This is a genomic window from Parashewanella hymeniacidonis, assembly GCF_016900895.1.
Lineage (GTDB): Bacteria > Pseudomonadota > Gammaproteobacteria > Enterobacterales > Shewanellaceae > Parashewanella > Parashewanella hymeniacidonis.
Genome location: NZ_JAFEUN010000007.1, coordinates 1 through 18240, shown reverse-complemented (window position 1 = coordinate 18240; position 18240 = coordinate 1). Strand labels below are relative to the sequence as shown.

General features: G+C 37.5%; 5 protein-coding genes. All 5 read right to left on the bottom strand.

What is annotated here, in order from left to right:
• Positions 1 to 21: 21 nt before the first annotated feature.
• Complete coding sequence (locus JQC92_RS02640) at positions 22 to 378, bottom strand: thioredoxin domain-containing protein (protein WP_204998196.1); 357 nt, start codon at positions 376 to 378, stop codon at positions 22 to 24.
• A 19-nt stretch (positions 379 to 397) separates the two neighbouring features.
• A complete protein-coding gene (locus JQC92_RS02635; RefSeq protein ID WP_338049486.1) occupies positions 398 to 904 on the bottom strand; it encodes an SMI1/KNR4 family protein in 507 nt (168 codons plus the stop codon).
• A gap of 41 nt (positions 905 to 945) precedes the next feature.
• Entirely contained in the window at positions 946 to 1905 is a 960-nt protein-coding gene (locus tag JQC92_RS02630) for an ankyrin repeat domain-containing protein (RefSeq protein WP_204998194.1), read from the bottom strand.
• Positions 1877 to 6616: an RHS repeat-associated core domain-containing protein gene (locus JQC92_RS02625; protein ID WP_204998193.1), complete on the bottom strand. Its 4740-nt coding sequence runs from the start codon at positions 6614 to 6616 to the stop codon at positions 1877 to 1879. Before JQC92_RS02625 ends, JQC92_RS02630 begins: the two co-directional genes overlap by 29 nt.
• Positions 6606 to 18240, bottom strand: an 11635-nt coding sequence (locus tag JQC92_RS02620; protein ID WP_204998192.1) for a fibronectin type III domain-containing protein, incomplete at its 5' end; no start/stop codon positions are given. The genes JQC92_RS02620 and JQC92_RS02625, both read right to left, overlap by 11 nt.

The window sequence follows — 18240 nt, the reverse complement described above, 5'->3', positions numbered from 1 at the left end:
TTCCCTTAAAGTTTAATTTACTTATTTTGTTGTTCTATAAATTTGTTGTACATTCTCTAAAGAAGGGCGAATACGTAGATTGGCATTGACATCAACCACCGGCAAATCATACCGCTCTACTGACATTCCTTGACTTTCCATTCTTTCATGCAGTTCATCAGCCACGGCTTTATCATCAACTGAAAAATAATGCGGTGTATAGCCTTGTGCTTTCAACTGCTTCACTAATCTTTGAGTATGACCGCAAGTGTTACGCCCGTACACGGCAACATAGGCTGAGTCAAAGATAGGTTCCAGCTCTGGTTTTGGGGCGAGCTTTTGCCAGCCTTGATGTGCGGCAATAGCTAATAGAGTTAAAATTGCTAATTTTCTTATCATCTTATGTACAATAAAACCTTTAGAGTAAGCTAGTTTCTATATCTCGATTTCCAGAAACATTTGACATGATTAGCTCATAAAATTCATTAAAGCTGTTACAAACTTTATATAAGTTACCTTCTTCATCCACTTCTGGAATATCATATCCCTCATCCAAATGAATACGGGCTCTATCCCAGTAATAAACAACTCCAGATTCACACTTACAATCTAAAACATAAAAGTTCCCACCGACATCATCTCCAATAATTAAGGCTTTTTGAAAATGTTCCTCTAACTCGTCTGAATAATCATTATTATTTTCAAGATCGTACCTTTCATTTTGAGCATCTACTGAATATAAAATAAAAAAGCCTATTTGCTGGTCATCTACCTTTATAAAAGGAAGGTTACAATATGTTCCATCAGTTAAGATTAACCCATTGTGCTCTTCTAAAAATTTGGAATAATCTTTTGGCAGTCTTAATCCCAACCTTTTCTTAAAGCTGTTAAATTTAGTTTTAGATAATTTATAAGAGTAATTAATAATAGTCGCTATGCTCCTCGATAAGGTATATTTACTCTTGTTTAGCGATTCAATTCTAGATCAACATCTCGGTAAATAAGCTCTCTATATTTTTCAAAAAATCTCACAGAAAACCCTTCAAGTTCATCAAATAAAACATCATTTACTTCAGATGAAAATTGAAAAAAATTTTTTGAGTCTATCTTTCTCAATAAGGCAATAGATCTATTTATTTTCTTATACTCGCCTAAAGAAAATAACTTACTCTCATTCAGAGTACGTTCAATGAAATCAATAAATTTACAATGATTTTCATCCCAGTTGACACAACCATTTTCTTGTGTCTCCCACCTAAGTTTTTCAATCGATCTAAATAATTCCCCTTGTATAGTCAATGCCTGTCCTCTACTTGGTATTAAATTATCCCAGACCCATTTAGCAATTGTTGAAGGTGAAGAGTTAAAGTTCAGTTGATCAAATGAATCTTGTATACTTCCTTCAATATTTGATTCACATTGATTAAGAATATCGATTACAAACTGATCACCTATTCGCTGTGCAAGTGAATAGGGAGAAACGCCGTAGTTATTTTCGATAAAAATTCGATCTGTATATCTCAATAATAACTTAAGAGCAGCCAAATCATTCTTGTCATAAACATTAATTGCATACCAAAGAGCTTCATTTCCGTCTTGATTTGGAATATCAAACCTAGCACCAAATTCTAGCAATAAAGAAGCTATCTTAATCCTCCTATATTCCACACATAAATGTAATGCCGTATTTCCAAACACATTTTGATAATTCAAGTTCCCTTTTTTCTCAATAAAATATAGTACTGCATCAATGAAGTCGTACTTTGCAGCAATATGAAGAATTGTTTGATCTTCACTGTCAAGGGGACTATCTATATTCCTTTCTTTAATTAAAGAAAGGAATATAGGAAAATTATGGCTTTTTATCGACTCAATTAACTTTGTATACACAAAAGCCTCACTTGCACTTTTTTCTAGGTTTATCATGTTTACGACTTCTATTAGAAGATGGATCTTCTGGATGATAATTATCAGGATCTCTGTATTGACTTAAAAATTCTTCTTTAGATATTTCACCTTTAATGTAGCTATAATGTAAAGAGGCGTAATCTTTACCAGGCTTATGCCCCATATCCCACTGTGGCTTTTTCCCACCACGAGACTTTGTTCTATCCCAGGTTAATTCTACTCCATTATTTGGGTCAAAAACTCTTCCATCAGCTCTTTTTTTAGATTGATTATTCCAAACGTTTTCAACTTGATTAGCTCCATAACAAGGGCGATTTTTTTTGTTAAAATAAGGACACCCTTTTTTAGCATTATGCACCAATACCTTATCTTGCCCAACAAAATAAGTATTGGCATTAACTACGCTAAGGTTATATACCGTTTCTACACGGGTCTGGCTATCAATATTAGTAATTGAAAGCGTGCCAGCTCTATCACCTCGATAAAGAGGGTCACCTAACTGTAAGTCTTCAGCTTCTACCCACCCTTTCCCCAAAATATAAAACGGATGTTGGCTGGTTGTCTCAATAACCTCACCACTATCCAGCGTGAGTTTGAGAAGTAAATATTCTTTGGTGTTGGTGATAATATCTTCAACAAGCTCATACTGCTCTTTACCATTCCATTCGGTATAGGCACGAACTTTATCACCAACTTTCACATCTTTGATTGCGACCAAGCCGCTTTCAGTGTGAACTGGCGTATCACCTGTAAAGCTATTTTTTTTACACCTAGAAGCCAACTTAGCAAGTTTGGCAAATTTACCAATTCCACAGAAGGCATCACCAATAGCATCGGTTAATGTATAACTAGGACAATCCCCGGTAACAATACTTGTACCAACCTCGAGAAGTATTCCAGCAAAAACGCCGAAAATTCCACATTCACCATTCGGGTCGATTCTGCTGATTGGATTACCATCAACATAGGTATAAAGATTCGGCCCGCCTGCTAAGTCAATCGGATCTGCGGTGATATAACGGCCAATTTCAGGGTCGTAATAACGACGCCAGTTATAATGAAGCCCCGTTTCGGCATCAAAGTACTGACCGGGGAAACGCAGCGGATTTTCAATTGAGTTTTGATTTGAAAGGAGTGCATTGCCAAAAGCATCGAAACGGACATCCCAAGCAACAAAGCCACTGCTATCTGTTAATTTGAATGGGGTACCAATTTGATCATTATGGAAATAATAGTATTTCTTTCCTGTTACTGAAGTATCTTTCGAGCTGGTGTAAAGGAATACGGGAGAAGTACCCCATTCAGCGTCAGGTTTATAACCATAGTGGGCTAATTCTTGGCCTTGGCTATTATATTCAGCAATGACCCCTTCATTCGCATATAGAAAGTAGGTCGTTTGACCAGCAACAGTTTTGCTTAAGCGACGAGCAAAAGGGTCATATTCATAAGCAGCAATAACTTCTTGCTTTTCATTTTCTACACGAACTAAGCGATCTTGTTGGTCGTAGATAAAGCTTAAGCGAGAGTTTATGTCACTTCTTACAACTTGGTTACCGTTTTTATCGTACTTATAACTTACCAGAGTAAGACCTTCACCACGGCTTACAAGTTGACCTGCTTCGTTATATTGCCAATTAGATGTTGTATGGCTACCGATGCGGTTGCTGTTAGCATCTAACTCATAAGTTTCAGTTCTGGATTCACCGTTTTCATCTGTTGTGACAGCTTGCTCTAAACGATAGATTTCATCATACTGATAATTAGTTACAAGCCCATCTTGTCTGCGCTCTGTAATTTCTTGAGTTGTACCATAGTCGTAGCCAAGTACTAATAATGGAGCACCTTCAGCTGAAGACACTTGCATTTCTTCAGTGTTAAGCAAGTCCGTATAACTGGTTATGCGCTCAATACCACCTGGTAGTGTTTCTCTTGCTGGGGCTTGCCATCGATATTCATTGACTCTTAACGAACCTTCGCCAGGAATTTTGAGGCGTAATAGCTGATCATTATTATCGTATTCATAGCTATATTCAGTCCCTTGAGGCATAACGAACTTTTTAATTGTTCCATTATCATAATATTGATATTGATACGTCTTACTAAAGCTGCCGTAGTTGACTGTTTCTGTGCTTAAAAAACCGTTTTTGTCCCACTCAAAACTGCCTGATAAAGTACCTGATGACCAACTGATTAATTGCTCATTTGCATCGTATTCATAAGTAACTACTTTTGACGGGGTTAACGAGTCATCACCATTGGTTTTTATACCTGTATACCAAAGTTCCTCTTTTAATTGATTAGCCTCATCGTAGACATAGACTATTTCATTTCCTTCAGGACTAATTTGCGATATCAGATTGTCATCTTTATCATAACCATATTGCCAATCACCAAATCCTGCTCTGCTCTTCTTGATAATTCGGCCAAAATTATCGTACTCCAGCGTCGTCACAAAGTTGTTTCGATCAGTAAACTCGATTAAGTCGCCAAAAGCATTGTATTTGTATTTTGAAACAAGTCCTGATGTATCTTCTTCAGTTACATTTCCCCGTGCATCGTAACTGTAATAAGTACTGTGCCCGTTTGGATCTGTTGCAGAAATTACTTGCCCTAAAGGATCATACTGATAGTTGTATGTATTACTTCTACTCGATTCAAGAATGGTTAACTGAGAGATTTGTTTACGATCGTCATACTTATAGAGCTGTGAATACGTTGGATACTCAACTTTATTTAGCGTATCAAATGCCCCTTCACCCGTTTCAGGGTCTTTACCTGTAAAAAACTTTGTCTGCAACTGGTTACCATCAAAACGGTATTGAGGTCGACCTTGCCTGTCAAACACTGTTCCACGAACTTTCCCCTGCTCATCAGTAAATTCGGTAACTTCGCCTTGGACATTATGCCGATATTGCCTGATCTTGTCATACGAATCAGTAATTGTTTTAATTTGGTTTCTAGCATTATACGTATAAGTTTCATACGCCAAATTAGGCTGAATTATCTTGGAAAGATTACTAACTTTGTCGTATTCATAAGTCGTAACTCTATCTAGTGGATCTGTCTCAGTCAGAACGTTATCAAAAGCATCAAAGGTGTACTTCCAAGTATTTCCTCTTGGATCAATATAAGTTTTCGCATTTCCTAAAGCGCTAAAATCTTTGTATTGATGTACAACTGAGCCATTAATGGTTTCTTTAGTTAAGTTCCCAAAGGCATCATATTCATATTCAAAGGTTCGTTGCTCACCATTAAGCCCTATGTATTCGACTTTTGATGGTAACTTCTCTTCGTTGTACTCATAAAAAACATCAAGTTGTTCACTACGACTTTTTGCTTCAATCACTTGCTCAGGCATAGCATCATCGTTATAGATAATTTCTGTAATTACGCCATTCTCATCCACTGAACGAGTCACAAAATTGTATTGAGCATGATATGTGTTGCTTTTATAAGAGCCGTCAGGATTTTGTAAACGAAGAATATTGTTGTAATCATCATAGTTAATTTTGGTTTTGTTACCTGCTGTATCAGCTTGCAACATCACCTTGTCAACTCTAGCTTGGCTATATACTAATTCATCTCCTCGATACAACCGTGATATTGAACCGTCTGGGCCTAAAATTTTACGAGTTTCAACACCATCAGCATCGACTTCCTGTAACAGGTAAGCTTTGAATTCTGCGGAGTAATCATAAAGATAAGAGTGGCGGTTTTCATCATTATCGATTAAAGCTTCTGTAATAACTTGGTTAGGAATTGTCATATTTCGACAATACAAGCCCTTTGCTCTCCCAGAATCTTTTTCTACTACTTCAATCGTAACTGCACCAGTATCAGGATCTACAACTTCTTGGACCTCACGAGTTGTTTGTCCTCCTGTGGCATAACACTCTTTTTTTATTGAGCCACCTACTTTTCGATTTTTTATCGTAGTACTACGCTGCTCAGGATCAGTTATTTTCGAAATGTAATGAGGCAACATGCTACTGCTGTTGCCGACATCAAACTCTTCGTATTCATAAAGCCAATCTTGTCCACGAACGTCCGTGACTTTATTTAACCTGTCTTTTTCATCCCAATAATATTTAACAATTCGGCTTTTATGGTCAGAAACACTTTTTAAAAAATCACCTTCATATGCAAAATCAAGAACTTTAGTGCCAAATCGATCATGTACTTCATCTAAGTGACCTTCATTATTATGGATAAATTGAGCGACAACGCCTTGAATATTTCCATATGCTGTAATTCGCTTATCTTCACCGTATTCAATCCAGTTACCATTTCGGTCAGACCACTTAAAGCCTGAGATTAACTTTTCAATAAAAGTACCGTCATCATAACGGTACAACATAGGCTCGCTTTCTTTTACTAATGAATAACGATAACCGTTTCTAATTATGGTTCTGGTATCATCAATAACAATTGCGTCTTCAGAGTTTGTTGAACCTGGCAGTCTAGACTGTGCATAACTAATTGGGCTCCACGATTTAGAAAATACCCATTCACCATCTTCAAATTGGCGGAAAACAGAGACATTTCCACCCATTACTTTAACTTGGATATCACGCACAGTTTGTTGATAGCGACCGTTACTAAAATCAGGGCCCTGCTGTATCACTTCCATTGCGGTTAAAGGCGCAGAAATAAGTGACAAGAATAGTAACCAACTTTTTATAATCAAACCGTTCAGTTTAGTTTGATATTGCATCCATTTAAAAACCACTACCGCCTCCGTTATTCTGTTGATTACATTTATCATCGTTAGGTCGACATCCACCTAAGCCACTATTGCTGCTAGAGCCACCAGAGCCTGAGCCGCCACCACCGTACCACCAACCGCCGCCACCGCCGCCGCCACCGCCGCCGCCACCGCAGGAGCCTGAAGCTGGCACTGTCCAGCACGCTCGTGCAGAACCAGAACTCGTTACGCCATTTGCACAATCAAAGCTATATTTACCCGAAGCACAAGCTCCGTAGCTAGAACAACCACCACCCGATGCATCCCCATTTTCTGCTGGATTATATGATTGCAAGCTGATCACACGGTAAGGGATAACTATACTTTGACCAGCTTCCAATGTTTCTGGAATCACTGATGATAAAAACTCGTACTTAAAGAACTCATCAGATTGAGGAAGGTATAATTCCAGTTCATCAGCACGAATTAATCCGTAGTTTGTTAGTGTTAATTCACCATTAAATACATCGCCTTGTACCATTTCAGGCAGGCTAATATTGAATGGTTCCATCACCACTACTGCAGCTGGAACATCGGTTTCAAAGGTACCTTTAAGAATGATTTCATAACGATCTTCAATAGTGATTTCATTCACTACCCACTCAACTGAAACTAGAGAGTAGTTCATGAATAAGTCAAGGTTTCTCACAACTCCTGGTACAATACGAACCTCACCCACTAAGTCTTCATGCTTATTGGCTGATAATCTATATCGATAGTTCCCTGCTTGAACGTCTGGATAATAGATTTCACCCAGTTCGTCAGTTATCGCTTGATATTTGATATTTGGGACATCAATATTTTGCAGATCCAAACTTGCTCCAGATAAACCACGGATAAGATCACCATTTTCATCTAAGGTTGCAGTATAAATATCTGAAACCTTAAACTGAACGCCACCAAAACCGTCTTCAACTATTGATACAAAAACAGGAATATCTCTTGTTGGGTGATTAGCAGCTGTTACCCTTAGTTTTAATCGATAAATTCCAGGGTTTGCCCTTCCTCCTGGCTTTGCCGCAATTGATAATTCAACTTTCTCTCCAACCTCAAGAACATCATTCGTTACGTTGCTAACTATATTTATCCAGTTAGGTGCATTGGAGTTATCGTTATTTAATAAACGAACATTTAAGTTCTGTAATGCTAAGGTTCCTTTATTTTCAAGAGAAATACTTTCGCTTGCTTCACCGTTTAGAGTCAAACCAGTCTCAATTTGAGCTGGCGAAGGATAAAGTGCTGGTGCTGCTTCACTTAATGTGTAGTTAACCTCCAAGTTAGCTAGAGTACGCTCATCCGTTGTAACAGATTTGAGAGCAAAGCTAACTGAACCCGTTTCTTGTGCATCAGAAGAAGCACTAAACTTAATTGGCGTGTAAACCTCAGAAGATGATGCGATATCCATCTTTGGCGGAACGTTTACTTGTATCCCTTGAGGCGGTCCATGAGTAACTACCCAATGCACACCTTCAAATTCAGCACCAGCGTGAGCGGTTAACTCCATGGGTATGTCAAATTCAGTACCTTTAGGTAACGTTAAGCGGTACGAATTATAATTGGCGGTTAACAAACCAACTCTAAACTCTCCATGTTCAGGTCTATCTGTCATTCCTGGATAAACAGCTGAAACTCTGTATACACCACTTTCTCCTGACTGAGGAATGAAGTCATAACTAAAGTTACCATCATTGTCAGAAGCAATCGTAATTGACCTTTCAAAGCCGTTAACGCTAATAACAATATCGATATTGGCATTAGCTACTGATTCTGTTGTATAACGATCTTGCACGTGACCAACGATATTGATTGGCTCATCACCATAAGAAATTACTGGAGTAATACCACTTACCATTCCTATATAAGGGCTTGCTTCAGTCATCAAAGTCTTTCTTGTCGAAGTCCCTTGAAGTACAACTTCATCATCTCTATCTAAGTGATAGCTAAAATGCTTAACCCTCATCTCAAGTACAACTTCATCTGGAGAACCTTCTGGCAGCTCTATATCTGTCCAATCAGAAACAAAGGCCTCACCTGCGGCTACTCGAGCAATTGTTACTCCATTTGATATAGTGACAACTTTATCTCCTAAGCCCTGTTTGAAACCACTTGTAGATAAGACATTTCCATCTTGATCTTTGACTAAAAATTCAATCTCTCTTGAGTTCTTCTTAGCAAGAGAACTGGCTGTCTCTAATTCAACCTCAAGTTCTGAAGTATTCTCCAATCTAAACCTAGCCTTACCTACACCACCTTTAATGAATGCATCAGTTTCTAAGGAAAGCACATAGCTAGATTCCGAAGCAGGTATCGTTACAGTCTTACCTATGTGTATTTCATCTGTCACAGTTGGCTTTAAAATTGCGAACACCTGTAATTCAGCAATGGCTTCAAGAGACTCATAACCACCTAATACAATTTCAACCTTAGTTGTCTCGCCAGCAGCAACATTAAAAGTTGAAGAGTAATGTTCATGCTCTCCTACATTTACTTTTAGCCGCACACCAGAAAGATTCGAAATATCACTATTAATCACATCGAAAAATAGACGGTTCATTACACCTTTTTTGATTTTTGCATCTTGTTGGATTTCGGTATCGATCAGCGGTAAATGAACTTGTTTGGCTAAACTTTCAACGCCATTTGCATCAACGGCAATAACTTTATAATCTCGACTGCCATGACTGTAACTTTCATCTATAAAGCTTTTTTCTTGCAGACGGTTAGCATTAAGTTGAAGGGTTACATCTCCTTTTTCAAGGTACACATCGAATCCATCAATTCCTTGGCCTCTATGCTCCCATGATAAAATTGGCTTTTGTTGATCAAGCTTTATTAGCTTCACTTCTGTAATAGGAAGTAAATCTGTATTCAAATAAGCAGTATTTGAAACAACTGACTCATTTCCTGCATTATCAAAAGCTGTAACAACATAGCCAGCATTATCAGGATCAGGCGTTGTATCTAAGGCTTGTAGACTAATAATGTTATCTATGATTGGCTCTAAATCACTCACATCAGAGATTTCAGTAGAATTAGAACGATAGAGACGGAATTTAATGCCTTCATCAGCTCCTTCGTTCTCCCAATTTAATCCAACCCCATTGGGATACAAATCTGCACTCAAGTTTTTCGGAGCTTCAGGTGCGACACTATCTGATATCGCTTTAACTTCATCACTAAAACTACTTAAGCTCGTTAAACCGTTATGCTTTCTGATTGTCGCAATCGAATAATAGTACTCACCATCACCCATTGTAGAATCAATATAAGCTTCAGTATTTAATACCTCAGTTAATATTTGAGGCTCAGTCTGTTCTCCACTTCTGCGCTGGATTTGATACCCATAAGCGTCTTCGACCTTGTACCATGAAAGCTCAACTTTTCCTTCAGGTTTAACATTTGCCTTCAAACCGAATGGACTATCTAATGGCGGGAGATCACCTTGGTATACTTGGATAACCTTTGGAAGTAACTCTTCATTACGTTTATTATCTAAAGAATCAGAGACACTATACAATAATGAAAGGTTATCAACTTTCTCAAGTCCTAATTCTGTAGGTAATTCAAATTCAACCTTCCAGATACCACTATCTTGCTTTTCTAGTGTTTCTAGAAGCTCTGGTTCTTGTTCATTTACCTGCAATTTGATTTGTAAGCTACTCTCGTTAATCGCTTCATCAAAGCTAAAATTAGTAACAAAATTAACTGGCTCTTCAAGATCATTCTTAATCGGGCTAGCAGGTGAACTAACAACATCAATAGCTCTAGCTCCTACTGCGTCGATCAAAATTTCTTTATTCTGTTTAACTTCCGTGCCACGGTTCCCAACTTTATCTCGTGCTGAGAATAAGATATACCCCTTCCCGTCAGCATAGTTCTCTGGAATATCAAAAGTGCCTTGATATTCGTAGTCAGAAACTTTGTACAAGTTAATGGCTAATGGAGTATTACCTTCTGTTGTTAAACTGAGGAATGGGCGTGTAAGTAAGACTTCACTGACAATCAAACGAACTTCAACTGTACCGACTCCATAGGTATTCGTCGCTGAATCAAATGCACCTTTTGCTTCAAAATGGACACTATCGGCATAAGGTAAAATAGAATCAGATGCTGCTGTTACTAGGGTTGACGGAGAACCAGATGTACCAAGTTCATTTACAGCAACTATTCGATAGTAATAGTTTCCATCGTGTTCTGGGCTATCATTAAATTCCCCTACCACAATAGGCTGTGAATTAACTTTATTTGCTTGTGTGATGGTGTCAAAAACGCTTTCTGAGCGATAAACATCATAGGTAAGTGAGTCTTCTGATGATACCAAGTTCCATGATAAACGGATTAAACCAGCCTCTTTTGCTAATGCAGAAACATTATTTGGAGCTTTAGGTAAACTCGTATCTAATTCTATAGAAACTAAGTCAGATTGAGCGCTTAAACCACTTCTGTTCTTAGATACAGCATATAAAGAGTTAGCCCCTTCAGAAAGCTCGACATTGAAGCTAGCTGTACCTGTTGCAGTTATAACTTTCCAACCTTGTTCACTATTATTTAAGAATAATTGGACATCTAGACCAGCTTGGCTAGAAACAACAATTTGCTGCTGAACTTCATTTGTCACAATACCTGAATGAGGTGACGTAATTATTGGTGCATCAGGAACTGATAGATTCACTAATAAGTTGTACGATTTTTCACTACTATTATCAAGAGAGTCTATTGCTTTAACTGTTAACTCATGCGTTCCATCCTGAATATCTTCAATACTTAAAGACACACTAAAATTTGAAGTCGAGGAAGATGATTTTGCAATCAATGCACCATCCAAATAGTATTCAACTTCTGTAACTTTACTCTCATCTAAAGCCACTACTGATAAGAACCCAGAGTCGGTTACCTGATTAGATTGAGACTCTGATAGTACTTGGCTTTGCAAGCGAACTGACTGAATGTTTGGACCTTCTGAGTCAGCTTTTGGCGTCACCTCAATGGAGCTGACCACATGGTTTTCTGCACCTGATAAATTAACGACACCAACAGCAACATAGTAACGACTTCCATTTTGAAGACCAGATACTGTTCCTGAAAGGTCTCCAGAAGTGATACTGGCCTTATGCTGCATTCCTTCTGTATTACTAAAAGGCGAAGAACTTGCGTACAAACGATAGCTTGAAACCAAGGAACTTGGTTGTGAAGCTTGCCATGTTAGTATTGCTTTACCATTTTTCGGCTCTGCAGTTACATCAATTGGACTATCAACCAGTGTCACAAATGTCTTGTTAAAACCATTACTTTCATTTCCACTCACGTCAACCGTGGTTATTTTAACTTTGTAGCTGGTCGCCTTTGTAAGCTGTGTTAGATGATAACTTGTAGCGTTACTTGCCAAATCTATTGATGTATTACCATCGACATAAAGCTTATACCCACCTAAATCTTCAGCGTTAGTTATTGGAGCTTCCCATGACAAAAGCATACTCTGAGAGTGAATGTCAGCATTAAGTTGAGAAATATCTGATGGAGGTAATGAATCTGATAAATTTACATTGTAAGCAATCAAATCCGTCAAGAAGTTATCAGCAATATCAACTGCCTGAACAGCTACATAATAAGTTTGGTTTCGATTCAACCCGTTTAACGTAGTACTTTTGCTTGGAGCATTAATAACGCTGACCAGTTGAGCTTGCTCAGCCCTACTAAAAGCATGCGGCGCAATATATATTCTATATCGACTAAGATCTCCTCCATTGGCACTTTCATCATAATTTTGCCAATTAATCTCAATCCCTGTACCAGAAGGTGTACTTGTTAAATTAGGGGTAACTGCACCTGGAGCTTGATCATCAAAATTAATAGCAACTTGAAGCGGTGAGCTGATATTGCCAGCATAGTCTCTCGCTTGAATGGTTATCACGTTTTGACCAGCAATAAGTTCTAGTTCAGCTTGCCAGACCTGAGCTTCATTTGGCGTAACTTTAGATACGCCATTAATCACAATACCTGCACCTTTATCTTTAATGCCTGTAAGAGTAATGAACTTATTATTGGTATTACTTGGCAATCCATTAGTTAACGATGGAGTACTTGGTGGCGTTTTATCTATAGTAAACTGACTAGTAAAACTGTTGCCATGATGCCCGACATTATCAAATAACTGTGCTGAAATTTCATATTCACCTTCAGACAGGGGCTGCTTTGGAGTGAAATATATTTCATTATCAGCTAGTTCAACATCAATTAAAACTGAGTCTCCTTCTAAAGTTAAAGAGAACTCGCTTGAATTAAGATCTACACCAGAACCTGTTTCATTTACAGCTAAAAATATAGACGGCTGGCTTTCTGATAAATAGCTATTATCTGATGGTGTAACAGAGATAACTTCTGGGGCAATTGAATCAACAACGAAAGAAACTAGCTTTTGCTTCGATTGTATACCATTAGCATTAACAGCGTAAAAGCTGTGAGAAGACTGCCCTTCTGGTAAACTCAGCGTATAATTCCAGTTAATACCTATACTTGGAGCAATAAGTACGCCGTTGTAATAGACAGAAGTATTACCTTGTTTTATCCCATTCAATGTTATTGAAGATTCACCTATAACATTTTGTTGAGGGTACGGTTTCACCCCTATTAATTCAGGGTTACTTGGTCGCACAAAAAACTCAAATACTTCACTCGCTGTTTCAAGAACATTTTTAGACATATCTTCAGCAGAAGATACTGACACCTTTGTTGGTGCAACCTGCTCAGGAGTTAGTGAAATATTATTTGTAGTATATGTGTCATTTTCTCTATGTGTGCTCGTCCAAGTACCTTGACTTATAGATAAAATTTTATCAGCTGAAGCTAAATTGACTTCTGGCACAATATCTGGATTCATTGTTGAATCGAATAAGAACTTCAACTTGAATGGAATAGAGCTATCAACAGGGCTTTCTTGCGAACCTGAAACAGTTTCTATAGTTGGTGAAATAGTATCAACCAGAGTCAATTTCAAAGTATTTGAGAACCTATTTCCAGAACGATCCGTCAAAAACTCACTTGGTTCAACCGTTTCATTACCTTGGATAGTAAAACCTTCAGTGACTGTTACCCTACATGAATCATAGATATCATTGCATTGAATGATATTTAATAGACCATATAGCTTACCTTCTGGAGCTAAATTCCGATTAGCTTCGTCAGTACTTGTTGACAATCCAGCTGGAGAGATTGGTTCACTAAAATTAAACTCGTACCAATCACCTACTGAGACAGCATTATTGCCATCAAGATCATTAAAGCGTATAGAAGTTAGTTTTGGTGGCGTTGTATCTTTACCTTGAAGGTTAATTGTCCCTTCAATTCCATTTCCTGCAATGTCTTGTACAAATAATGTAGGAGATACGACTTCATCACCTTGTAAAGTAAATCCATCAGTTATTGTTATTACAACTTCTGTATCATTAGCTTGCCATGAGATATCATTCTTTAAACCATACTTCTTGTTTGAAGTTGTTTTTAAATTGGCATTAGCATCCGCAGTATCATTCCTCAAATAAGCTGTATTCATTGGTTCACTAAAGGTGAAAATGAATTTATCACCAATTGTCAGTTGTCCTGAATTATCTGAATCCAACCATTGAAAGTTCGTAAAAGTTGGTGAGACTGTATCTATTAATTTTATAGGTTGCTGGCCAATAACAGGGTAGCCGGAACGGTCAACCAAGCCATCAATAGATATGATATCTCCATCATTTAAATTTGAGGTGTTTCCTAAAATTAATTTTAGAGATTTTTTGTCTTCAGAAAATACAAGTTGACTATCACTTCCAAACGAACTGTTCGAGTCTGTCACAAGGATATCTTCAGCAATAAGCTGCTTTCCTGACACTAACTCAACTTCCTCAGAAAGGCTAAACCTCAGTAAATCGCCTGCAGTTAGTGAATTAGAGCCATCAGAGTCATTAAAATCTAGTGATTCAAAAATAGGAGGAATAGCATCATCTATTTCTTCAAAAATAAACAATTCGGCCAATGCAACTCTAAATGACGTATCAGAATTTAAGTTAGTTAAAGATATTTCAACTTCACCAGACACGTATGAAGAGCTCGGTAGTGAATATTCAAAAACTGTAGGAGAGCTTTTAGGTGCCCACAACTCAGATAACGAATGCTCTCCATTAACCAATACTTGGAAGAACGTATCACTACTGTCTCCATTGAAAACAGTAAGGCCAATTTTATATCTTTTCTCAGGTTCTAACCCAAAAGCTTTAAGGCTGACAGAATCACTATCCATCAAGGCCGTCTTGCCTGGATGTGAATGATTGAGATCCCATTCATTAGACAAAGTGCCTCGTAGGATTTCTATTCCAGCAATATTACTCTTTTTAACTAAGTTATTTTGGTCAAAATTGATATAACTATAGTGAAGTTCATTATGGTCTTTAAAGTTATCGACTATAACGTCTCCAAGTACAAATTCACCACTTCCATTGGAGTCAGAGTCAATTACTGGGCCAGTTCCATCGAAATCACCCCACCAATTATCTGTCGCTGCAATCTGGTTAGATGTAGAATTGTTGAGTGCAGAATTATGATCACCAAAGTGCCATCCATTTGAAATTATAGGATTTGCATTTCCTGAAATATCAATGCCATTCGCACCATTTCCAAATATTCTTGTAAATTGAATAATCGAATTATTGCTACCTGTTAATGTAATACCGTTACGGTAATTAAAACTGGCTTCACTTTGCTTAAATACTGGCGATGAACCATTTTTCACCAATATTCCATCTTGTTTGGAATTTTTAACAACTACGCCTGTTGTCTCAATTGAAGTTGTTACACCATCAAATGACAGCATTGCACCATTTGAGCCACCATAACTTAGACGTACATTATTTAATTCACTTAGATTTGTGTAACTCCCTGGTTTAAAATGTAAACCATTCCAATCACCTCGTTGAGGTACCGAGTTGTTTCCATCCCTATTGGTATCCCCAAGTACGCTATCATCTCGATAAGATGTTACATAAATTGGCTCTACTTCGGTACCATAAAATTTCGCAATACCTTGCACACCAAGACTAAAACCACCATTAACTTTTAGTACTACTCCAGGTTCAAATGAAACGGTGTTTTTAGAAATAATCTCAATATTACCATGTAGGACATAAACAGCAGATTGAGTATTAGTTTGATCATAATAGCTACCAAAAACCGAGTTATTAGGTAAATTACCACTCAAAATGTGAACTGCAGGATCATCATTTGGAAAGATAACATTGCTATTATCAGGAAATATGGCTGCTGGTATTTGTAATGCTCTAGCATTTCCAGTGATGTTATTAGCTTTTAGTGATGATGAATTACTCGTTGTTCTGAAGAACAAACCAAAGTTTGAATTAGCCGAAAACTCGCTTCCTTCAATTCCAACAGTACCTGAGTATACATAAAGGCCATTTTTATTATTACGACTATAAGTATTAATTACTTTACCCTCAGCAGAGCTTGATAGGTAAATTCCATTACTAGCATTTTGTGATATCAGGGAATTTTGAAGGTTAAATGAACCACCAATAAACTCAACACCGTCTTGGCTACTTTGTTTAACTTCAATATTATTTAAACTTGGGTTCGAATAGTATGACTGAAAAGCATAACCTTGACGTCCAGCAAATAAGATTTTAACACCATTTAATACTGTTCTCTCGGAGTAATAGGCATAAACACCATCCCAGTTTCCGGCAGCAGCGACGGTAGTGTCTTGGTCACCATTTGTGTCACCTTTAAAGTCATCTTCTATAGAAGTGAATACAATATTTCTCTCATCACTTTTTGAATCAGTAAATAAATTACCGTCAACTTTCAACCTAATATTTCTAGCAAACTTAAATACTGGGGCATTTTGTATGGTCAAAGTAGTGCCATCTGTAACGGTAAGGTTAGAAATTACATGGAAAATACCACCGGAGATAGTCCAATCACCCGATACCTGTCCACCAATAACGATGGCTTTAGGCGCAATAGAAGATATATTGATTACAGCAGTGATGCCCTCGCTTTCATTACCAAAAGAATCAACAGTAGTAACTTTGTACGTAGCATTAACCCCTTGATAAAGGTTAGTAGGCATAAAGTTTCTCTTATTTTTACTAAGAGAAATAAAGCTCTCATTGAAAGATTGACCACTATCAAGAGAAGTGTAAATTCTATATTCGTTTATTTCATCGGAGTCCCCATTTGGAGTCCAATGAATAAAACCGTATATTTGACCATCCTCATCAAGACTATATTGAGCGTTTAAAGAATCAACATCTGAAGGTGGTGTGGAGTCTTGTTCATCTGAAATATAAATAGGGCCAACGACTAAACTTTGACTCTCGTTACCATTGACATCAACAGCACTTAAATAATAACTATAGCTATCCCCAATGTTGGCCTGTTCATCAATATAACTATAAGTATCTATTGATAACTGAGATTCAACGGAGAAAGTACTACCATTAGTAGCTTTATAAAGTTCAAGTTTAATTGGAGGATTTTCAACATCCCAAGCATTTTGCCATTTTAGATTTATGGCGCCATCTTGCACTGTCCCTATAAAGTTAATAATTTTGTTACTGTTTTCTAATTCTGCATTTAGAGTAATGGAGCTTGAGTAACTAGACAAATTGTTGCTGTTGCTTACTCGAGCAATAAACAGATGTTCACCAGATACACTTGGTTTCCAATTAAATGTCCATTTACCTAAACCATAACTTTTTACTGGATAAAATATTTGGTTCCCACTAGGATCTGTTATGCCGACCTCAATTGTAAATTGTTGAGTATCTGAAGAGTAATCCCCTTCTAATACAACGCCTTTTGTGCCTACTATCCCGTTAGTTGCATTACTAGAAAGAGTGATACCTAAAGTGTCTGTAGGTGGTGAAGCGACATCACTTTTAATCAAAGTTACTTCAGATAAGTAAGCTCTTACTCCATCCGTAACTGTAATATCTAGATCTAAATTTCCATCTGTAATTAAACTTGGAGAAATATTACTGTATTTCGTTATTTTCTTATTTTTATAAATTTTAGTTGCTTTGAAATTGACGCCATTAACTGACTCGATCTGCTCTGTCAATTCTTCTAATTCATTAAAATAAGTAAGCAATAGTTCATAGTTCGCATTTACATCTAAACCGGTAAAATTGACAGTTATACTTTCATCTGAAGAAGCAAAATGTACAGTTTCATAAGGCTTATTCCCCCAAGCTTGCGAAGCATCACCACTAACAACAGGTAACGGGATACCATAAGAAACTGAGTTCTCACCACCTGCGTTGAAATACGCATACTCAGTTCCATCAGTACTCGGTGAGCTAATATCAATAACCTCATTAACTTCATCACCACTGCCTTCACCTTCACCACCAGGACCATCCGTAGCACCCCACCAAATGTTGCTTAGCTCGATCGTTGTCGATGATTCACCATAGGCACCGTACCCGCCGTTAGCAAAGATTTCTCCGCCATCAACTTCTACAGCTCCACGATTAGCATAAATACCCGTCTCTGCATTTAAATAAGTTTTAACATCTTGTCCGGCAACATTCCCATAATAAGCACTGATACCATGC